Consider the following 20,687-nt stretch of genomic DNA (forward strand, 5'->3'; position numbering starts at 1 on the left):
AATCTTTTAAAAATCTAATTTTCTGATAAAATAGAGAGAGATTAAGTAAGCGTTTTCTTTAGAAGGGGGAGAGGATAGGCCATGGTTGAGCCTACTTCTTCTAATCTTAGTCATCTGATGACCATATGATTTTTGGCGGAGTTGTAATGAGGGGGAATTATAGTTATGAAAGTTACTTTATTTGTTACTTGTTTAGTCGATATGTTTGAAACAAACGTCGGTAAAGCAACAGTTGAAGTATTGGAGCGTTTAGGTTGTGAAATTGAATTTCCAGAAGCACAAGTTTGTTGTGGTCAGCCTGCTTATAATAGCGGCCATGTAGAAGCAGCAAAAGAAGCGATGAAACATATGATTGAAACTTTCGAAGATGCAGAATATATCGTTACGCCATCTGGATCTTGTGCGACAATGTTTCATGAGTATCCGCATGTTTTTAAAGATGATCCGAAGTGGGCTAAACGTGCACAAAAGGTTGCTGATAAAACATATGAATTTACACAATTTATTGTAGATGTTTTAAAAGTTACAGATGTTGGTGCAAGTTTACCAGGGATAGCTACTATTCATAAATCTTGTCATATGACACGCCTGCTTGGAGTAAAAGAGGCACCAGGAATTTTATTATCAAGCGTAAAAGGATTAATTGTGAGAGAACTGCCGAACGTGCAAAATTGTTGTGGGTTTGGGGGAACGTTTTCAGTTAAGATGACTCCAATTTCTGAGCAAATGGTAGATGAAAAAGTAGATAGTGTAATGGAAACAGGTGCTGATTATTTAATCGGTGCAGATTGTGGGTGTTTGTTAAACATTGGCGGACGTATTGAGCGTTTAGGAAAAGAAGTAAAAGTAATGCATATTGCTGAGGTCTTGAATAGTCGCTCATGAAGGGGGAACATAAGCTATGTCTATGAAAATCAGTGAGAAAAAATTTAATGATCGCGTTGGCGATGGAATTCAAGATTCGTTTATGCGCGGAGCGGTATCTTCTGCACAAACGCGTTTATATACAAATCGATTAAAAGCAGCTGACGAGTTGGGAAACTGGGAAGAGTGGCGTGAACTAGGTGAACAAATTCGTCAACATACGTTAGAAAATCTTGATTATTATTTAATGCAGTTAAGTGAAAATGTATCAAAAAGAGGCGGTCACGTTTACTTTGCGAAAACGAAAGAGGATGCAGCGAAGTATATTCAAGACGTTGCAAAAAAGAAACAAGCGAAGAAAGTTGTAAAATCAAAATCAATGGTAACTGAAGAAATTAGTATGAATCATGCCCTTGAAGAGATTGGTTGTGAAGTGTTAGAGAGTGACTTAGGAGAGTATATCTTGCAAGTAGATAACGATCCACCATCACATATTATTGCGCCTGCACTTCATAAAAACAGAACGCAAATTCGTGATGTATTTAAAGAAAAACTTGGATATGAAAATTCTGATGATCCATACGAAATGACAAAGTTTGTTCGTAAACAACTTCGTGAGAAATTTATGGATGCAGAAATTGGTGTGACAGGTTGTAACTTCGCTGTTGCAAATACTGGCTCTCTTTGTTTAGTGACGAACGAAGGTAATGCCGATCTTGTCATGTCGATTCCGAAAACACAAATTGCAGTAATGGGTATGGAACGTATGGTTCCGACAATGGAAGAATTAGATGTTTTAGTTGGTTTACTATGTCGTAGTGCGGTAGGTCAAAAATTAACAAGTTACGTAACAGTAGCAGGACCAATTCAAGAGGAAGAGGTAGATGGACCAGAAGAGTTTCATTTAGTCGTTGTTGATAATGGCCGCTCTCAAATTCTTGGATCGGAATTCCGTTCAATATTGCAATGTATTCGTTGTGCCGCTTGTGTTAACGTATGTCCCGTATATCGTCACGTTGGTGGACATTCGTATGGATCTATTTATTCAGGACCAATCGGTGCGGTATTAACACCACTTTTAGGTGGGTATGACGATTACAAAGAGCTTCCTTATGCATCTAGTTTATGCGGAGCATGTACAGAAGCTTGTCCAGTAAAAATTCCATTACATGATTTATTATTAAAACATCGTCAAGTCATCGTTGAGCAAGAAGGTCGTGCCCCACTTGCAGAAAAATTAGCAATGAAGATGTTTAGTATGGGTGCTTCTTCAGCAGCTTTATATAAAATGGGATCGAAAATGGCACCGGCAGCAATGAGTCCATTTACATCTGGTAACCGTGTATCAAAAGGTGTTGGACCACTTAAAAACTGGACGGATATTCGTGAATTCCCAGCTCCAAGTAAAGAACGATTCCGTGATTGGTATAAAGATCATAAGAAAGGCGGGGACAAATAATGACAGGATTAATTCAAAACCGTGAGTCCTTTCTAGATAATATCGCAAAAGAACTTGGGCGCGCGCGTAAAACAGAAGGCGTAGAACGTCCAGCATGGAAAAGTAATGTGAATGTAGAAACGTTAAAAGATTATTCACAAGAAGAATTGTTAGAAGTATTTAAAAAGCAATGTACAAACATTCATACAACTGTTGTGGAAACGACAAACGACCGCTTACGTGAAGATATTCAAAAAGTAATCGTTGAAAACGGCGGAGGACCTATTATATTATCAGCAGATGAACGTTTTGATTCCTATGGATTGACTTCTTTATTTAAAGAAGAGCTTCCAAAGCAAAATGTTGAGGTAAATGTATGGGATCCTGAGAAAAAAGAAGAGAATATGCGTATAGCGGAAAAAGCGAATATCGGTATTGCATTTAGTGATTATACTTTAGCTGAATCTGGTACGATTGTTGTACAAAGTCATAAAGGACAAGGGCGTTCTTTACACTTTTTACCGACCGTATACTTTGCTATTATTCCACGTGAAACACTTGTACCGCGTATTACACAAGCAGTTCAACATATGAACTCACGTGTGGAAAAAGGTGAAGCAGTCGCATCTTGTATTAACTTTATTACAGGACCAAGTAACTCTGCGGATATTGAAATGAATCTTGTTGTCGGAGTACACGGGCCATTAAAAGCAGTATATTTCATCGTATAAAATAGGGGAAAGCAGGCCGGAAAACGGCCTGCTTTTTTAATAGAATAAAGATAATATGAAGTAGAAGTTCTCTCCTTTTTTTGTTATGTTCTTTTGGAAAGGAGAGGAAGGGATGTTCACTTATTTATATGCATTGTTAATAGGTATGGTGTTTGGTTCTTTTTTTATGGTGATTGCGATGAGAGTCCCAGTAGGGGAATCTATTATTACACCGCGTTCGTACTGTCATTACTGCAAGTATACGTTACAGCCGAAAGAACTTATTCCAATCATTTCATTTTGTATACAAAAAGGGCGTTGTACGAATTGTAAAAGGAAAATCTCAAGTTTGTACATAGTATTTGAATTTGTTACAGGCAGTTTATTTTTTCTTACTGTATATGTAATTGGAATGGAACGAGAGCTCATCATCATTTTATCGCTTTTTTCGTTACTTCTAATTATTTCAGTTACAGATTTAGTATATATGCTAATACCTAATCGTATTTTAATTTGGTTTGCGCTTTTGCTTATTTTAGAATGTATTTTTGTACCGTTAGTTACTTGGATAGATAGTTTAGCTGGCAGTGGAACTATATTCATTTTGTTATATTGCATGCAAAAGATTTATCCAGATGGTCTTGGCGGAGGTGATGTAAAATTACTTTCGTTACTCGGATGTATAGTCGGAGTGAAAGGGGTTTTTATAACTTTATTTTTAGCATCTTGCTTTAGTCTTTGTTTTTTCGGAATAGGTATAGCGCTAAAGCGTATAAAAATAAGAACTCCAATTCCGTTTGGACCTTTTATTAGCCTTGGAGCAATATGTTATGTGTTGGTCGCATATGCAAAATAGAGAGGAGATAGAAAATGAATGTATATATGGATGATCAAAGAAGTTGCCCATACGGATATGTTTTGGCAACTACAGTAGAATCTGCCTTGCAAATTGTTAGGGATAATGAGGTGAATATTATTTCCCTCGATTATAATATGGGATGGCGACAAAAAAGTGGGTTAGATTTCGTAGAAGCTTTCTGCAACGAAGGTTTATATGTTAATGAAATTCACCTTCATACAAATGATGTCATCGGTATGCATCAGATGAAAAAGAGCATAGAGAGAGGGAAGGAAAACGGGGAAATTAATCCTTATATTGCCTTGAAATATGTAGGGAGCTAAAAACTCCAAAGTGAAACTTTGGAGTTTTTAATGTTTCATATGTGCTTGTAAAGGAATAATTTCCTCTGTTTGAGCTCCAACTAATTGAGTTTTCTCTTGTTCAACAACAGGTGCTTTCTTTGTTAAGTAATGATATACCATACCGACAAATACGGATCCGCCAATAATGTTACCGATTGTAACTGGAATTAAGTTATGAATAGCACCCGCAAAAGAAATTGTCTCAGGATGTGGTGATACTAAAGATAAAGCAAACAGTGATAAGTTAGCGATGCTATGCTCATAACCAGATAAAAAGAAAGTGAAAACGAGCATCATCATCATTAATATTTTGGCTGTGTCACCTTTCACTTGAGAAGGTAAGAAGCAGGCAAGACATACGAGCCAGTTACATAAAATCGCTTTAAAGAATAATTGCATTGTAGGTGTATTCATCTTTCCTTCAACAACTTTATTCATTAAATGACTGTGATCAATTGCTTCGAAAATTCCAGTTGCGTAAAATAGTAAGGCAAAGAATAAAGCGCCAGCTAAGTTACCTGCATAACAAGCAACCCAGTTGCGAAGTGTATCAGAAATCGTTGTTTCTTTTCTTAAAGTTGCCACTGTGAAGTACATCGTATTGCCAGTAAATAATTCAGCGCCGCCATATATAATAAGTACGAGAGCAATTCCGAAAAACATGGAGGAAGCTAAATATGTTGCTGGTGAATCTGCAATATGAAAAAAGTTACCTAATTTAAAACATAGTACAATAATAAAACCGATATAAATGCCCGCAAGTGCAGCACGAATGAAATATTGCATTGGATTTATATCTAGCATTTGTTTTTTGCTCTTAGCCAGTTTTACAACGTAATCTAATCCTTGTTCTAGCATGAGTAATACGCTCCTTTAATACATCGTCTATAAATACTCCTTATATGAATAAGGTACATGGATTTGTTCATAGTTTCAATAAGTTTGTGCAATATTTCACAAAAAGGACATACATCTAGAAGGGAAGCGTTTACAAAAGGTAGTATAATGGAATTTTTTCTAAAAATAGAGAGGGGGATTGAAACGAGAAAAAAGAAAAAGCGCTGTAATTACAGCGCTTTTTCGTCTAAATTCTTTTCTACTTTTACTTCTACTTCTTTCGAGAAGAACCAACCACCAACTGCGATTCCAACTAATACAATCCAGAAAGTAAGTTTCCACGGAGTAGACTCTGGGAATGAATGCGGAATTACATTTAATGCAGGGTGTGCTAATGTATAAACTGCTAATTTCACACCAACCCAACCTACAATTAAAAATGCTGCAGTTTCAAGTCCTGGTTTACGTTTTAAAATTTGTACGAAAGCAGTTGCTGCAAATCGCATAATGATTAATCCGATAAGTCCACCTACAAAGATAACAACGAATTGCCCAGTATCCAGACTACCGATTGTACCTAATCCTGTTTTCGGTAAAGTCATTGCTAATGCAACAGCAGCTAAAATTGAATCAACTGCGAAGGCGATATCAGCAACCTCAACTTTAAATACAGTCCACCAAAATTTCTCTTGTTTTTTCTTTGCTTCTTTTTCTTCTGTTTCTTCATCTGAATTCTTTTTAACATACGTTTTAAATAAGTGATTACCAGCGATAAACATAAGGTAAATTGCACCAATTGCTTGCACTTGCCATACATCGACTAAGAACGAAATCATAAATAGTGATCCGAATCGGAAAACGAACGCTCCTGCTAATCCATAAAATAGTGCTTTCTTTCGTTTTTCTTCTGGTAAATGTTTTACCATAATTGCGAGAACGAGAGCGTTATCAGCCGCTAAAATCCCCTCTAGTGCAATTAGGATGAGTAATACCCAACCATACTCCAATAATAATGATACATCCATGTACATTCTCCTCTCATTTCTATAAAGTCTAAACAAGTGAAGAAGTTCCCCACTGTTTAGTTTCCCCATACTCCTGCGCATCAACGGTGGAGGAAATTTGAAAACAAAAAAGACCTCTGCCGTTGATAGGCAAAGGTCTTGCTAGACATATGTAATGAAAATGCCAACAAAGCCGGAAGAACTAAGTTCTACGTAATGACGACTTTGTTTCCAAGAAATAGTTCTTGGACGCTACTCCCCTTTGGAGATATGCTATTGTACTCTCATTATATGGATAATTTATACGGTTGTCAACCTGTTAAAATATCTTCGTTTGGATATTTTATTTTTCTTTGTTTTTTACGTGCAAATGAAAAGGCTAATGTTAAAGGCCCCATCTTTCCAAAAAACATCATAAAGATAATAATTGTTTTGCCGATGATTGTTAAGTGTGGCGTCAAATTCATGCTAAGGCCGACAGTTCCAAATGCTGAAAATACTTCAAAAGCACTCATTAATAAAGGAACCTTCTCAGTGATGCTTAAAATTAAAATGGAAAGAAAAATAAACGAAATTGAAATAATAGTAATCGTTAATGATTTGACGATGAGCGTATCTTTAATGGATTTTTTAAACACGACAATATCATCTTGTTCTTGCAAAAATTTAAATACGCCGAAAAACATAATTAAAAAAGTTGTTAATTTAATCCCACCACCAGTAGAAGCACTGCCAGCACCAATAAACATAAGAAGCATCATTAATAAAAGTGATGGTTTAGATAGAGCGGCAATATCCACTGTATTAAACCCAGCTGTACGAGTCGAGATTGCTTGAAAATAAGCAGCCATACCTTCTTCAAATGGTGTAAATCCTCTCATAGAAAGAGAATTATGGAACTCGAATATAAAAATAAAAGCTGTAGCAATAATATTGATGATTAGAGTAGAAGAGAGCATAAGCTTTGAGTGTAAAGTAAGGTTTTTAAAGTTTTTCTTTCTTTTTATATCTACGATAACCGTAAAACCAATCCCACCTAAAATAATGAGGGAAGAAATAACGAGATTGACGAGAATGCTATGGGAGTGTGGCATTAAATTATCGCTCCACACAGAAAACCCAGCATTATTAAAGGCTGAGATAGAATGAAAAAAGCTATAATATATACCTTTGGCAACCCCGTATTTTGGTACCCATTCAAAAGAGAGAAGTAAAGTAGCGATACATTCTACAGTAAAAGAAAATAAAAATAACGCTTTTGCAAGACGAATGATTCCGCCGACATTTGTTTGGTTTAATGCTTGTTGTAATAAAATCCGGTTTTGAAGGCCGATTTTTCTGCCGAGCATAATTGCAATTAAAACAGCAAAGCTCATAATGCCAAGCCCGCCAACTTGTATAAGTGTTAAAATGACACATTGGCCAAATAAGGTAAATACTTTACCAGTGTCCACAACACCAAGCCCTGTAACCGTACAAGCAGAAACCGTTGTAAATAAAGCATCGAGCCATGAAATAGACGTTGTTGTAGCAATTGGCAATTTCAATAGGCATGTACCGATAATTGATAGCATAATAAAAGATACAGTAAGAACACGGGGAGGACTCATGCTAATGTTAATCCGTTTCATTTCACATATCGTTCCTTTCGATTTGCTCTTACTAGTATGTGAAGAAGCACTATTATGTATGTTAAAAAAGAAAGAGGCAGAGAATATCTGCCTCTAAGCCATAGGTTATATAGTTATCCGCGTAATTGTTGTTGAGCTAAAGCAACAAGACGTTTCGTTACTTCACCGCCAACTGATCCGTTAGAACGAGATGCTGTATTAGATCCTAAGCTTACACCGAATTCTTGTGCGATTTCATATTTGAATTGTTCAAGTGCTTGCTCTGCACCCGGAACTAGTAATTTGTTTGTTTTCACCATGTTGATACACATCCTTAAAGAGTAATCCAGTTTAGCTAAGTGCTATCTGGTAATGTTATTTTATGTGTAAACGACGTACTCATACACGGAAGTAAACGGTGTGATTAGAAGTTCTTGGATAGAAAAAAGAGTAGCAAATTTGCTACTCTTTTTTCAGTATTGTCGCTGTACCTTCTACGACAATATCATCAGATTGATTATATATGTTTGTTTGCAATGTGATAATTTTTTTATCGTCCCGTTTTTTAATAACTTCTGCCACAACGCGAAGTGTATCACCGATTTTGACAGGAGCACGGAATGAAACGTTTTGTGATAAATAAATCGTATTTTTGCCAGGAAGTTTCGTTCCAAGAATGGTAGAAATAAAACTTGAAACGAGCATGCCATGGGCAATACGTTCTTTGAACATTGTCGTTTTTGCAAAAGAGTCTAGAATGTGAATAGGATTTACATCTCCAGTCAATTTTGCAAAATTGATAACGTCCTCATCCGTAATTTTTTTTGTAAGTGATGCTTGATCACCGACTTGAATCTCATCGTAACGAAGCTCCGGAACAGTTTGTGCTTCTTGAAATGGATTCATTTTGTCCTCCTTCTTTTCCATATCGAAAAATGTAAGCCATCTTGATGTAGTAGGAGGAAGAAAGAGTTTTGTTTGTGCTGCAGTTAGTTGCCACATTTTTCTTACTTGATGGAAGTAAATAGATTTTTTGAGTTTTCCTCGAACTGCTTTGCGAGTTCTAGTTGTTTGGACTTGAACTCTCCCAAAAAAACTTCTAACTGTTTTTGAACCTCTTCACGTTGCGACTGTTGTTGTTCGATAAAGTGTTTTGTTGTTTCTTCAAATTGGCCGCTAGTTTGAGTAAGAATAGACAAAGATGTTTTCGTAGGCGAAACAGTAAGTTGGTGCATTTGATTAGAAAGCTCATTCCACTTTTCTTGCCACTCGTTAATTTGATCATTTAAGGAGTTTCCAGTTAATTGCTTCACATAGTCTGTATATTGGTTATTGAACTGAGCAGTGAATTGGTGTAGCTCTTTTTCTAGTTCATCTACTCCTGATGTTAATTTATGCAAAGCGTCTTGTTGTTGTTTTAACGTTTCTAAAGTAAGTTGCTCTAATTGTTTCCCAGCTGAAGAGAAAAGGGAAAGAGATTGAGACCAGTTCTTCCAAAATGCATCGACTAATTCGTATGGCTTAGTTTCCATTGTTTGACCTCCAAATGTTTTTTTGCATATTGTGAACGCAGATTACTCTGCTGTACCACCAGGTGAAGATGAAGAATCCTTTTCATCCTTTTCTGGAGAAGTAGAAAATGGAAAGAATGCATTGGTGTATAACGTGAAAAACGTCCGCAACATATTTTGATAATGTTCAAAAGAAGTTGCACATGTTGTTAAATATTGCTCTCCATATTCTGTTAAAGAATAAATTCGTTTCGCTGGCCCGCCTTCGCTTGTATCCCAAGTAGAAGAAATAAGATTTTCTTTTTCTAATTTGCGTAGTGTCCTATACACATTACCTTGGTCAACAGAAGAAAAGCCGATGTCCATTAGCATTTGAATAAGTTTGTAACCATGAAGACTCCAGTCTTTTAGACAGAGAAGTAAGAAAGGAACTAAGAAGTTTTTTGGCATGGAGTTTGGTTGTTTCGCTTGGTTTTTTTCCAAACTTTCTGGGTGTTCTGGTTCATTATGTAGCATGATTGTGCATCACCTCATGAATCAGTTAGATGGAATTTTTTGCTTATAAGTGCAATTTACACCTATCTGTTTTTAATGTCAATACATTTGTTAGAAAATAAAGAAAAATAAAATATATACTTGAAGTTTTATTCGGAATATTAGAAAATAGTGAATAGGTTGAATTGTTTCAAAAACGAAAAAGGGAGTGTAGTCGAAGTGATTGATCAAAAATTCGATCCATTGCAAGCATGGAAAAATGCTTATGAACAAACCGAAACATTTTGGGGAAAAGCGCTCAATGAAACAATTAAAACAGAAGAATATTCTGCTTGGATGGGCAGCGTTCTAGATTTGAATTTGTTTTATCAAAAAGCATTAAATGATACGACAAAAAATTATTTAGAACAGGTGAATGTGCCGACGAGAGAGGATATCGCTAGAGTAGCTACGCTTGTTATTAACTTAGAAAATAAAGTTGATAATATCGAGGAAATTCTAGAAGAGAAAGTGGATTCATTAGGACAAGCTCCTACATTAAAGCGTGATGTTACGAAAGTAAAACAAGATATGCGCACGTTAGAAACGAAAGTTGATCAAATTTTAGAATTGCTAGAAAAGCAAAATGCAGTACTAGCTAAACTACAAGTACCTGTAAAAGAAGAAGTAAAGCCTGTAGTAAATAAGCCAGAAAATAAAAAATGATAATCGCGTTTGTTTATAACGTGTAAAAGAGAGAGGGAGAATCTCTTTTCATGTATAAACAACGAAACATAATTAATATATGGACTCAATTAGTATGAGTACCAAAATGATTCATAACAATCGTTCACAAATTCATTTAAGGGGGAAAAGAAATGGTTCAATTAAATGGCAAAGTAGCAATCGTAACAGGTGGGGCAAAAGGAATTGGAAAAGCAATTACAGTAGCATTAGCAGAAGAGGGAGCAAAAGTAGTTATTAACTATAACAGCAGTAAAGAAGCAGCTGAAAACTTAGTAAATGAATTAGGAAAAGAAGGATATGACGTTTATGCAGTTCAAGCGGATGTTTCTAAAGTAGAAGATGCAAACAGACTTGTAGAAGAAGCTGTGAATCATTTTGGTAAAGTTGATATTCTTGTTAATAATGCTGGTATTACAAGAGATCGTACATTCAAAAAATTAAATCGTGAAGATTGGGAGCGCGTAATTGACGTGAACTTAAGCAGTGTATTTAATACGACAAGTGCGGTACTTCCATACATATCGGAAGCAGAAGAAGGAAGAATCATTAGTATTTCTTCTATTATTGGCCAAGCTGGTGGATTTGGACAAACAAACTACTCAGCAGCAAAAGCAGGTATGCTAGGATTTACAAAATCATTAGCGTTAGAACTTGCAAGAACAAATGTAACTGTAAACGCAATTTGCCCAGGATTTATTGATACTGAAATGGTAGCAGAAGTACCAGAAGAAGTGCGTCAAAAAATCGTTGCGAAAATCCCGAAAAAACGTTTTGGTCAAGCTGATGAAATTGCAAAAGGTGTAGTATATCTATGCCGTGACGGTGCGTATATCACAGGTCAGCAATTAAACATTAACGGCGGATTATACATGTAATGAAGTAAGAAAAAAGTGCATATCCATAGCAGGAATGCACTTCTTTTTTTAGAAAGAAATTGACCAAAAAGGAGATAGAAAAAATGACTACATTCGTAACAGAATGGGAAAAGCAATTGGAGTTGTACCCAGAAGAATATCGTAAAGCATATCGCCGTGTGAAAAGAGCGAGCGAAGTTTTATTACGCGAACCAGAACCACAAGTTGGTTTAACACCGAAAGAGGTTATTTGGACGAAGAATAAAACGAAGCTGTATCGTTACATTCCAAAACAAGAAAAAACACAGAGAGTTCCAATCTTATTAATATACGCTCTTATTAATAAACCGTATATTATGGATTTAACTCCAGGTAATAGTTTAGTGGAATATTTAGTAGATCGTGGTTTTGATGTGTATATGCTTGATTGGGGCACATTCGGTTTAGAAGATAGTCATTTGAAATTTGATGATTTCGTGTTCGATTATATTGCAAAAGCAGTGAAAAAAGTAATGAGAACTGCAAAATCGGACGAGATTTCTTTACTTGGTTATTGCATGGGTGGAACGTTAACATCTATTTATGCAGCGCTTCATCCGGACATGCCAATTCGAAACTTGATTTTTATGACAAGTCCTTTTGATTTCTCTGAAACAGGGTTATACGGTCCTTTATTAGATGAGAAATATTTCAATTTAGATAAAGCAGTTGATACATTTGGAAATATTCCACCAGAAATGATTGATTTCGGAAATAAGATGTTAAAACCAATTACAAACTTTGTCGGTCCATATGTTGCTTTAGTCGATCGTTCAGAAAATGAGCGCTTCGTCGAAAGTTGGAAATTAGTTCAAAAGTGGGTAGGCGATGGTATTCCGTTCCCAGGTGAATCGTATAGACAATGGATTCGTGATTTTTATCAAAATAATAAATTAGTGAAGGGTGAACTCGTTATTCGCGGACAAAAGGTAGACCTTGCAAATATTAAGGCGAATGTCTTAAATATTTCTGCGAAGCGTGATCATATCGCTCTGCCATGTCAAGTAGAAGCTTTACTTGATCATATTTCTAGCACAGATAAAGAGTATGTATGTTTACCGACAGGACATATGTCTATTGTGTATGGTGGAACGGCTGTAAAGCAAACATATCCGACGGTTGGAAATTGGCTTGAAGAGCGTTCTAATTAAAGAGAAAAAATCCAACTAGCGTATGTTAGTTGGATTTTTTTATGGAAAATGACGAAACATAGAAAGGAGAAAATTATATGGTAGGAGTATAATTATGAAGCTTATGACTGGTAAGTTGTTTTGGAATTCTGGAGTTTCTGTACCTTGTTATCCAACGTTAGAAAATGATATGATATGTGATGTGCTCGTAATTGGAAGTGGAGAAGCGGGTGCTCATATAGCGTATTCGTTAGCTAAAATTGGAATGCGTGTTATGCTCATTGAAAAAAGAGCAATTGCATGTGGTAGCACAGCTGCAAATACAGGATTATTACAATTTGTTCATGATAAATCGTTAACCTCTCTTATTCATACATTTGGTGAAGAGAAAGGGGTACGAGCATATAGACTTTGTTATGAAGCGCTGCAAACAATGGAGAAGGTTGTGCCAACTCTCGATATTGATCCCCATTTTATTCCGCGAAATAGTTTGTATTATGCAAGTAGAGATGAGGATGTTTCATTTTTACAAGAAGAATATAATACGTTACGCCATTATGGATTTCCGGTTGAATATTTTACAGAGTCTGATATTAAGAAACGTTATTCATTTGCAAAACAAGCAGCGTTATATACAAGCGGTGATGCAGAAGTGAATCCGTATTTATTAGCGCATAGTCTTTTGCATAAAGCGAAACAAATGGGCGCTACTATATACGAACATACAGAGGCATTACATATTAAACAAATCCAAAATGATTTAATTTGTTACACGAATACAGGAAATAAAATAGTAGCAAAGAATATTATTATGGCGACAGGTTATGAAGCAATTTTTGGAAAGAAAGAAAAAAATACAACTGTAGAAACGTCTTATGCCGTTGTGACAAATAAGATAGATTATTTTGAAGGCTGGCATGAGCAATCGTTAATTTGGGAAACAGCACGTCCGTATTTGTATAGTCGAACGTATCAAAACCGCATTGTTATAGGCGGATTAGATGAGGCGCTGAAAATTCAAAAAATCGGCGATACGAAATTATTGCATAAGCGTGATCTTCTTATTAACATTGTAAAAGAAATGTTCCCGCAGTATAAAAATATACGGGCAGAGTACTATTGGGCAGCAGCATTTGGTGGCAGTCATGACGGTCTTCCTATTTTAAAAGAAGATAAAAAAATACATAATTTATATTACGCACTGCCGTATGGGGGAAATGGAACTGTATACGGAATGGTATTTGCGAAACTATTTCAGCAGTTATTTACAAATGAAGAAAGTGATGATTTTTCTTTATTTAATCGATAGAAAAAAGGTAGCGAAGTGATGGAATGAGAGATATAAAAAAGTTTTTACAAAAGTTACGTCCCGTACAACTTATCGTTGTATTTTATTTACTAGCAGTAGTCGTATCGGTAATTTTGCTTAGTTTACCATTTGTTACGAAGCCTGAAGTGAAATGGACATTTATCGATGCACTATTTACATCTGTTAGTGCGGTAAGTGTTACGGGACTGTCAGTTGTTACGATTTCAGATACGTTTACAACGGCAGGAATTATTGTTTTAGCCCTTATTTTACAATTAGGCGGATTAGGAATTATGGCGCTTGGTACATTCGTCTGGATTATAACGGGGAAAAAGATTGGTTTGCAAAGAAGAAGATTAATTATGGCAGACCATAACCAAGGGAATTTATCGGGCCTTGTAGAATTGATGCGTTCTATTTTAATTGTAATTATTTCGATAGAACTCATTGGAGCAATACTGTTAGGTACAAGATTCTTACTATATTTCCCGACTTGGCAAGAAGCTTATTTTCACGGTTTCTTTGCCGCTGTGAGCGCAACAACGAACGGAGGATTTGATTTAACAGGACAATCACTTATTCCGTACAAAAAAGATTATATTGTTCAAATGATTCATATGTTGCTTATTATTTTAGGAGCTATCGGTTTCCCAGTGTTAATGGAAGTAAAACAATTCCTTAGTAAAAGGCGACAACAACTATTTCGCTTTTCGTTATTTACAAAATTGACGACAACGACATTTTTTGTACTCGTTATTGTTGGAACAATTATGATTTTTCTATTAGAACGAAATCATTTTTTAGTAGGAAAGTCATGGCATGAAACTGTATTTTATACATTATTCCAATCTGTGACGACGCGAAGTGGAGGACTCGCTACAATGGACATACGTGAATTATCACAACCAACGCTTTTATTTATGAGTATATTAATGTTCATTGGGGCATCTCCAAGTTCAGTTGGGGGCGGAATACGTACAACAACATTTGCAGTTAGTATATTATCGTTATATACATTTGCAAGAGGCGGGAGAACAGTCCGAGTTTTCAAACGTCAGCTACATGAAGAGGACGTGTTGAAAGCATCTGTCGTTATGACGATGGGGATTTTATTATGTGCCTCAGCGCTATTCATTTTATCTATTACGGAAAATGTACCGCTTATGAGCTTAATCGTTGAAGTTTGTTCTGCTTTCGGAACGACGGGACTATCAACAGGTGTTACTCCTGATTTAACAACTGTTGGTAAATTTGTACTTATTGTACTTATGTTTATCGGACGCGTCGGTATTTTGACATTTATTTTAGCTAGTGGTGGAAGAGAGCAACCAGCTCGCTATAAGTACCCGAAAGAGCGAATTATTATTGGATAGTATGAAACCATTCTACCTGCGTTAGGTAGAATGGTTTTTTTAGTCGTTAATTCCGAATTGGGGATGCATAAAAGCATCATTTTTATTATCAACTTCGTTTTTAAGTAATTCTTGATTTTCTTCTGCAATCCATCCGATATCATTTGTAGGATGGATCCATTCTTCCCCAGCCATAATGGCAGGATCTACCTCATCACTCCAATTATTAAGAGGACTGTTAGTGGAATCGTATTTACTGTCTCCAATTACAACATCATATTGATTTATAAAAGGTTGTTTCATCTTTTTGCCTGTGCCTTTAAAAGAAGGAAAGTTCATTTGATGAGGGAGCGTCTCGTCTAAAATTGGCGATTGTATCGTTTCTTTTTCTTTCAAAGTAATCGCTCCTTTTTGTAATGGCTTGTTCGTATGTAGTATTTCCATCTATAAGCTCTTATGTACTTGTTAACACTTCCCAGTAATAATTACTGTAAGTTGTTTCAAACTAGAATAGAAAGTTATTTCGTGAGAGCAGGTGAATATGTTGGTAAAAAGAAAAGTAAAACAAAATGCAGCAATTAATAATAATAAAACTCCGAAAGAAAGCTTACCAGATGCAGAATTTGCATTAGAGTATGAAGGAGAAAATAGTGCGAAGTATGCAAATCGTAATTCAAAAAAAGGTAAACAAAAATGAGGCGTTTTTACAAACGCCTCATTTTTTTGTGGGATTATAAAGGTTTTTTTAATTATTTGTAAATTTCACGTTTGATATTAGCAGAAAAATGCGAAAAAACATAGAAGTAGCAACGTATTACACAAAAACAAACAACAAACAAAAGATTAATGTTGGTTTAATACTGCTTTTACACTAGTTGTTTATATTAGAGTTGTACATAAGATTTGTAAAAGGAGAGAGAGACAGTGAAAAAAACAATCTTTAAAGCTGTAGCAACTGGAATGGTATTTTCGTTATTAATGGGGTGTGGTGCAAAGAAAGAAGAAAGTGCTGGAGCAAAAGTAAAAGATGATAAATTATCTGGATCATTAACTGTCTACACAGCGATTGAAGAAGAGCTTGTACCGATTTATCTTGATTCTTTTAAACAGAAGTACCCAGACGTGAAGTTGAACATTGTTCGTGATTCAACAGGAGTTATTACAGCGAAATTGCTAGCTGAAGGAAAAAATACACAAGCAGATGTTGTATGGGGAACTGCAGCGTCTAGTCTATTAGCTTTAGAGAAAAAAGATATGTTAAAAGGATACTCTCCAAAAGGAGCAGATCGTGTCCTTCCGCAATTTAAAGACGATAAGAAACCAGAAAAATGGGTAGGAAATACTGCATTTATGACGGGGATTGCTGTAAATAAAGAAGAATTGAAGAAGAAAAATTTACCGATGCCAGAATCATATGAAGATTTAACGAAACCAGAATATAAAGGAACGCTAGTTATGCCGCATCCGGCTTCTTCTGGAACAGGATTTTTAACAGTTTCTGCATGGCTACAAATTATGGGAGAAGATAAGGGCTGGGATTACATGAAGAAACTTCATGATAATATGGCAACTTATACTCATTCAGGTTCAAAACCAGCGAAATTAGCAGGCGCAGGTGAATATCCAGTTGGTGTATCAATGGTTTATAGTGCTTTGAAAGAGAAACAAAAAGGTGCACCAGTTGAAGTTGTACTGCCGAAAGAAGGATTAGGCTGGGAAGTAGAAGCGAACGCACTTATTAAAAAAGATAATGCTAAAAATGATAAATTAGCGCAAGCATTTTTAGATTGGGCAATTACAGATGATGTAATGAAGTTATACTTCGAGAAAAATGGATTTGCGACAATTAAAAATGATTATAAACTTCCAGATGGATTCCCTAAAGATGTGACAGAAAAGTTATATAAAAAGAATGACTTTAAATGGGCAGCAGAAAATCGTGACAAAATTTTAGAAAAATGGGAAAAAGAGTTTGGCCAAAAAGCAGAACCGAAAAAGTAAGTGAGTGGGAGAGAGAAAAATGAGCGAATATTTATCAATTCAACACATTCAAAAACAGTTTGATGCATTTACAGCGTTAAAGGATATTTCTTTTACTGTGAAAAAAAATGAGTTTGTTTGTTTATTAGGCCCAAGTGGTTGTGGGAAAACGACATTGCTCCGAATTTTAGCGGGGCTAGAAGAGGCAACAACAGGTAGTATTGCTGTGAATGGAAAAGATATTACAGCATTACCACCTGGAAAGAGGAACTTCGGAATGGTTTTTCAATCGTATGCATTATTTCCGAATTTAACTGCACTTGAAAACATTGAATACGGCTTAAAAACAAAAAAATATGGAAAAGCAGAAGTAAAAGAAAAAGCGCTATCGGCGTTAGAACTTGTTGATTTGCTGAATGTAAAAGATAAATATCCTGCTCAAATGTCTGGTGGACAACAGCAGCGAGTAGCACTTGCACGTGCGCTCGCTCTGTCTCCCGATATTTTGTTACTTGATGAGCCGTTATCTGCTTTAGATGCAAAAGTGCGTGAAAAGTTGCGCAGAGAAATGCGTGATTTGCAAGAAAAAGTGGGAGTAACAACTATTATGGTAACGCATGATCAAGAAGAGGCATTAACGATGGCTGATAAAATTGTTGTAATGAATCATGCGGAAATTATGCAGATTGGAACACCAGAGGAGATTTATCAAAGACCAGCCAATCCGTTTGTGGCAGATTTTATTGGTTCTATTAATTTCTTTTCGAAAAATAACGAAGAACATGCAATTCGTCCTGAACATGTAACAGTTGTACAAAATAATGGTATTAAAACAGTTGTAGAAAGCATGGAATTTCGCGGTTCTGTATACCGGACGGAAGTGCGGGTCATAGAAGAGAAAACACACCTTTATAATGAGAAAATTGTAGTGGATATATTGGCATCAGAAGTAGAGGAAACTGCTATTAGAAAAGGAAAGCCAATTCAAATCTCTTTCTCAGAAAATCATATGTTGTCATATGGAAAGAAGGTCATTGTATAGATGGAGATGTTAGAAAACTTTAAGGTAGAAAGTACAAAAAAAAAGATTAAGAGACGTATCGGTAAAGAAGAGTGGATACAAAGACTATTAATTATTGGTATGCTTCTTTCATTTTTTATCATGCTTGTATTGCCTTTATTACAACTGTTTACACAAGCCTTTTATGATAAAGATGGAGCTTTTGTTGGTGTTGCGAATTTCAGTAAATATTTCACAACACCAACGCTAGTTCAATCATTACAAAATACGATATGGATTTCGGGCGCTACAACAATTATTTCGGTTACACTCGCTTTCGCTTACGCATATGCGATCGCTCGTACAAATGTTTTTGGAAAGCGCGTATTTCAATACATAGCATTATTACCATTATTCGCACCAACGATGATGCACGGTATTGCGCTTACATATTTATTTGGTAATCAAGGGTTAATAACAAAAGGGATGTTTGGTTTATTTGAAGGAATACAAATACCGTTATACGGACCAGTAGGAATTGTAATGGCTGAAGTTATGTATACATTTCCGCAAGCATTCCTTATTTTATTAATTGCTCTCCAAGGTTCTGATTATCGTTTATATGAAGCTTCTAATATGTTGGGTGCAAGTAAAGTGAAACAGTTTCTTACGGTTACTTTACCTAGTGTGAAATACGGATTAATTAGTGCGATGTTCGTTGTATTTACACTTAGTTTCACTGATTTTGGGGCACCTAAAATTGTTGGAGGACAATATAACGTACTTGCTACTGACGTATATAAGCAAGTAATTGGACAGCAAAATATGTCCATGGGCGCAACTGTCGGAATGATTTTATTGATCCCAGCTATTTTCGCATTTGCAGTTGATCGTATTACGCAAAGAAAACAGGCGAATCTTTTATCTTCAAAAGCAGTACCTTACAGAATAATAAATAATAAGAAAAGAGATGTTATTTCATTCGTATATTGTAGCGTAGTCACGTTTATGATCATTCTTTTATTTGTGGCAGTTGGTATTGCTGCAAGTGTGAAAGTATGGCCCTATAATATGAGCTTTACACTTGAGCATTTTAATTTTTCAAGTTTGACAGGAGACGGACTTGAAGCGTTTAAAAATAGTGTAATTGTCTCAGCCGTTACGGCAGTTATCGGTGCGATTTTAACATTTGTGTTCGCTTATGCGATTGAAAAAATAGAACAGCTACATTTTTTCAGAAAAGTAGGCTACTTTTTTTCTATTGTACCGTTAGCGATTCCTGGATTAGTACTTGGATTAGGATATGTCTTTTTCTTCAGTCAACCAACAATTCAAATTCTAGGACTTTCAGTAACAAATCCGTTTCATTCCTTATATGGCACAATTGCTGTTTTAGTATTAGTAAATATCATACATTTTTACTCTGTAACGTTTGTTACCGCAACGACTGCTTTAAAGAAACTGGACCGAGAGTTTGAACTTGTTTCACAGTCGATGAGTGTACCATTCTATAAAACTTTCTTTCGAGTAACAGTACCGATGTGTTTACCAGCTATTTTAGAAATGGTTATGTACTATTTCGTAAATTCAATGGTAACTGTATCGGCAGTAGTGTTCTTATACGCGGCTGATTTTAAACTAGCTGCTGTATCAATTGTAAATATGGATGATGCAGGAAATGTAGCACCAGCAGCTGCAATGAGTGTACTTATTGTTGTTACAAATATTGTAGTGAGGGTTGTATATGAATGGGGAACGAAAGCACTTCGTAACCGAACGTCACAATGGCAAAAAAGATAAGTAAGAAGGGTGATGGATAGAATGAAAATTGAAGCAGTTATTTTTGATTGGGCAGGTACGACAGTTGATTACGGATGTTTTGCACCATTAGAAGTATTTATGAAGATTTTTCATAAACGCGGTGTTGAAATTACAGCAGAAGAAGCTCGTAAACCAATGGGGTTATTGAAGATTGATCATGTTAGGGTATTAACGGAAATGCCCCGTATTTCGAATGAGTGGAAGCGTGTCTTCGGACAATTACCAACAGAAGAAGACATTCATGAGATGTATGAAGAGTTTGAAGAAATTCTCTTTGCTATTTTACCGTACTATGCCACGCCAATTGATGGGGTAAAAGAAGTGGTTTCTTCACTACGTGAAAGAGGTATTAAAATTGGGTCAACAACTGGTTATACGAGAGAAATGATGGACATTGTTGCAAAAGAAGCAGAAATACAAGGGTATAAACCTGATTTTCTTGTGACGCCAAATGATGTTCCAGCAGGTCGTCCATATCCGTGGATGTGTTATAAAAATGCGATGGAACTCTGTGTATACCCAATGAATCATATGATAAAAGTTGGAGACACCGTGTCAGATATGAAAGAGGGCAGAAATGCTGGAATGTGGACAGTTGGTGTAATCTTCGGTAGTAGTGAGCTCGGTTTAACGGAAGAGGAAGTTGAGAATATGGATCCGTTAGAGCTTCGTGAAAAAATAGAAGTAGTTCGTAATCGTTTCATTGAAAATGGGGCTCATTTTACAATTGAAACGATGCAGGAGCTCGAAAACGTAATTGAACATATCGAGAAACAAGAACTTATTATTTCATAAAGGGGGGCA

The 20,687-nt window shown here is 35.9% G+C and carries 23 protein-coding genes and 1 riboswitch; of the genes, 15 read left to right on the top strand and 8 right to left on the bottom strand.

The window, feature by feature from the left end; translation table 11 throughout:
- Nucleotides 1–165: 165 nt before the first annotated feature.
- The 5 genes from I6L50_RS12820 to I6L50_RS12840 all read left to right on the top strand — a co-directional run bounded on the left by I6L50_RS12820 (nt 166) and on the right by I6L50_RS12840 (nt 4,194).
- Nucleotides 166–885, top strand: coding sequence for a (Fe-S)-binding protein (locus tag I6L50_RS12820; protein ID WP_002011587.1), 720 nt, complete (start codon nt 166–168; stop codon nt 883–885).
- Nucleotides 886–901: 16 nt separating this feature from the next.
- Complete coding sequence (locus tag I6L50_RS12825) at nt 902–2,323, top strand: LutB/LldF family L-lactate oxidation iron-sulfur protein (RefSeq protein WP_002011586.1); 1,422 nt, start codon at nt 902–904, stop codon at nt 2,321–2,323.
- Entirely contained in the window at nt 2,323–3,033 is a 711-nt protein-coding gene (locus I6L50_RS12830; RefSeq protein WP_002126142.1) for a LutC/YkgG family protein, read from the top strand. Before I6L50_RS12825 ends, I6L50_RS12830 begins: the two co-directional genes overlap by 1 nt.
- Nucleotides 3,034–3,145: 112 nt before the next feature.
- Entirely contained in the window at nt 3,146–3,868 is a 723-nt protein-coding gene (locus tag I6L50_RS12835) for a prepilin peptidase (RefSeq protein ID WP_219301764.1), read from the top strand.
- 14 nt (nt 3,869–3,882) lie between these two features.
- Complete coding sequence (locus I6L50_RS12840) at nt 3,883–4,194, top strand: cyclic-phosphate processing receiver domain-containing protein (RefSeq protein WP_002064363.1); 312 nt, start codon at nt 3,883–3,885, stop codon at nt 4,192–4,194.
- A 27-nt stretch (nt 4,195–4,221) separates the two neighbouring features.
- On the opposite strand, the gene I6L50_RS12845 is transcribed toward I6L50_RS12840, so the two are convergent.
- The 7 genes from I6L50_RS12845 to phaQ form a co-directional block, all read right to left on the bottom strand.
- Nucleotides 4,222–5,073: a formate/nitrite transporter family protein gene (locus I6L50_RS12845; RefSeq protein ID WP_002011581.1), complete on the bottom strand. Its 852-nt coding sequence runs from the start codon at nt 5,071–5,073 to the stop codon at nt 4,222–4,224.
- 209 nt (nt 5,074–5,282) lie between these two features.
- Nucleotides 5,283–6,077, bottom strand: coding sequence for a TerC family protein (locus I6L50_RS12850; protein ID WP_219301765.1), 795 nt, complete (start codon nt 6,075–6,077; stop codon nt 5,283–5,285).
- 77 nt (nt 6,078–6,154) lie between these two features.
- Nucleotides 6,155–6,329, bottom strand: a riboswitch (yybP-ykoY riboswitch).
- A 38-nt stretch (nt 6,330–6,367) separates the two neighbouring features.
- Nucleotides 6,368–7,687, bottom strand: coding sequence for a TrkH family potassium uptake protein (locus I6L50_RS12855; protein ID WP_113936969.1), 1,320 nt, complete (start codon nt 7,685–7,687; stop codon nt 6,368–6,370).
- Between the two features lie 113 nt (nt 7,688–7,800).
- Nucleotides 7,801–7,986, bottom strand: a complete 186-nt coding sequence (locus I6L50_RS12860; protein ID WP_000241212.1) for an alpha/beta-type small acid-soluble spore protein — start codon at nt 7,984–7,986, stop codon at nt 7,801–7,803.
- Nucleotides 7,987–8,128: 142 nt separating this feature from the next.
- Complete coding sequence (locus I6L50_RS12865) at nt 8,129–8,572, bottom strand: MaoC family dehydratase (protein ID WP_001067911.1); 444 nt, start codon at nt 8,570–8,572, stop codon at nt 8,129–8,131.
- A 101-nt stretch (nt 8,573–8,673) separates the two neighbouring features.
- Nucleotides 8,674–9,198, bottom strand: a complete 525-nt coding sequence (gene phaP / locus I6L50_RS12870) for a polyhydroxyalkanoic acid inclusion protein PhaP (protein ID WP_002011575.1) — start codon at nt 9,196–9,198, stop codon at nt 8,674–8,676.
- Between the two features lie 42 nt (nt 9,199–9,240).
- Entirely contained in the window at nt 9,241–9,693 is a 453-nt protein-coding gene (gene phaQ, locus I6L50_RS12875; protein WP_000903018.1) for a poly-beta-hydroxybutyrate-responsive repressor, read from the bottom strand.
- A 198-nt stretch (nt 9,694–9,891) separates the two neighbouring features.
- On the opposite strand from phaQ, the gene phaR reads away from it, so the two are divergent.
- The 5 genes from phaR (at nt 9,892) to I6L50_RS12900 (ending at nt 15,103) form a co-directional block, all read left to right on the top strand.
- Nucleotides 9,892–10,377, top strand: coding sequence for a polyhydroxyalkanoic acid synthase subunit PhaR (phaR, locus tag I6L50_RS12880; RefSeq protein ID WP_113936970.1), 486 nt, complete (start codon nt 9,892–9,894; stop codon nt 10,375–10,377).
- 152 nt (nt 10,378–10,529) lie between these two features.
- The gene (locus tag I6L50_RS12885; RefSeq protein ID WP_219301766.1) at nt 10,530–11,273 is read left to right on the top strand and encodes an acetoacetyl-CoA reductase; all 744 of its coding nucleotides are present in this window, start codon (nt 10,530–10,532) and stop codon (nt 11,271–11,273) included.
- An 83-nt stretch (nt 11,274–11,356) separates the two neighbouring features.
- On the top strand, nt 11,357–12,442 hold the full coding sequence (gene phaC / locus I6L50_RS12890) for a class III poly(R)-hydroxyalkanoic acid synthase subunit PhaC (RefSeq protein WP_002011573.1): 1,086 nt from the start codon (nt 11,357–11,359) through the stop codon (nt 12,440–12,442).
- Nucleotides 12,443–12,536: 94 nt separating this feature from the next.
- Nucleotides 12,537–13,730: an NAD(P)/FAD-dependent oxidoreductase gene (locus tag I6L50_RS12895; protein ID WP_002011571.1), complete on the top strand. Its 1,194-nt coding sequence runs from the start codon at nt 12,537–12,539 to the stop codon at nt 13,728–13,730.
- A gap of 23 nt (nt 13,731–13,753) precedes the next feature.
- Nucleotides 13,754–15,103 carry a TrkH family potassium uptake protein gene (locus tag I6L50_RS12900; RefSeq protein ID WP_219301767.1) on the top strand — a complete coding sequence of 450 codons (1,350 nt, stop codon included), beginning with the start codon at nt 13,754–13,756 and terminating at the stop codon, nt 15,101–15,103.
- A 39-nt stretch (nt 15,104–15,142) separates the two neighbouring features.
- On the opposite strand, the gene I6L50_RS12905 is transcribed toward I6L50_RS12900, so the two are convergent.
- Complete coding sequence (locus tag I6L50_RS12905) at nt 15,143–15,526, bottom strand: DUF3905 domain-containing protein (protein WP_219301768.1); 384 nt, start codon at nt 15,524–15,526, stop codon at nt 15,143–15,145.
- A gap of 97 nt (nt 15,527–15,623) precedes the next feature.
- Between I6L50_RS12905 and I6L50_RS12910 the strand changes: the two genes are divergently transcribed.
- From I6L50_RS12910 to phnX, 5 genes are all read left to right on the top strand, one after another.
- The gene (locus I6L50_RS12910) at nt 15,624–15,779 is read left to right on the top strand and encodes a hypothetical protein (protein WP_002011566.1); all 156 of its coding nucleotides are present in this window, start codon (nt 15,624–15,626) and stop codon (nt 15,777–15,779) included.
- Nucleotides 15,780–16,006: 227 nt separating this feature from the next.
- Nucleotides 16,007–17,083: a putative 2-aminoethylphosphonate ABC transporter substrate-binding protein gene (locus I6L50_RS12915; RefSeq protein ID WP_113936972.1), complete on the top strand. Its 1,077-nt coding sequence runs from the start codon at nt 16,007–16,009 to the stop codon at nt 17,081–17,083.
- Between the two features lie 19 nt (nt 17,084–17,102).
- Nucleotides 17,103–18,104, top strand: a complete 1,002-nt coding sequence (locus I6L50_RS12920; RefSeq protein ID WP_002086828.1) for a putative 2-aminoethylphosphonate ABC transporter ATP-binding protein — start codon at nt 17,103–17,105, stop codon at nt 18,102–18,104.
- Nucleotides 18,105–19,862: a putative 2-aminoethylphosphonate ABC transporter permease subunit gene (locus tag I6L50_RS12925; protein ID WP_219301769.1), complete on the top strand. Its 1,758-nt coding sequence runs from the start codon at nt 18,105–18,107 to the stop codon at nt 19,860–19,862.
- Between the two features lie 21 nt (nt 19,863–19,883).
- Nucleotides 19,884–20,678, top strand: a complete 795-nt coding sequence (phnX, locus tag I6L50_RS12930) for a phosphonoacetaldehyde hydrolase (protein WP_219301770.1) — start codon at nt 19,884–19,886, stop codon at nt 20,676–20,678.
- Nucleotides 20,679–20,687 lie beyond the last annotated feature (9 nt).

Source organism: Bacillus sp. FDAARGOS_1420 (assembly GCF_019344915.1).
Taxonomy (GTDB): Bacteria; Bacillota; Bacilli; order Bacillales; family Bacillaceae_G; genus Bacillus_A; species Bacillus_A mycoides.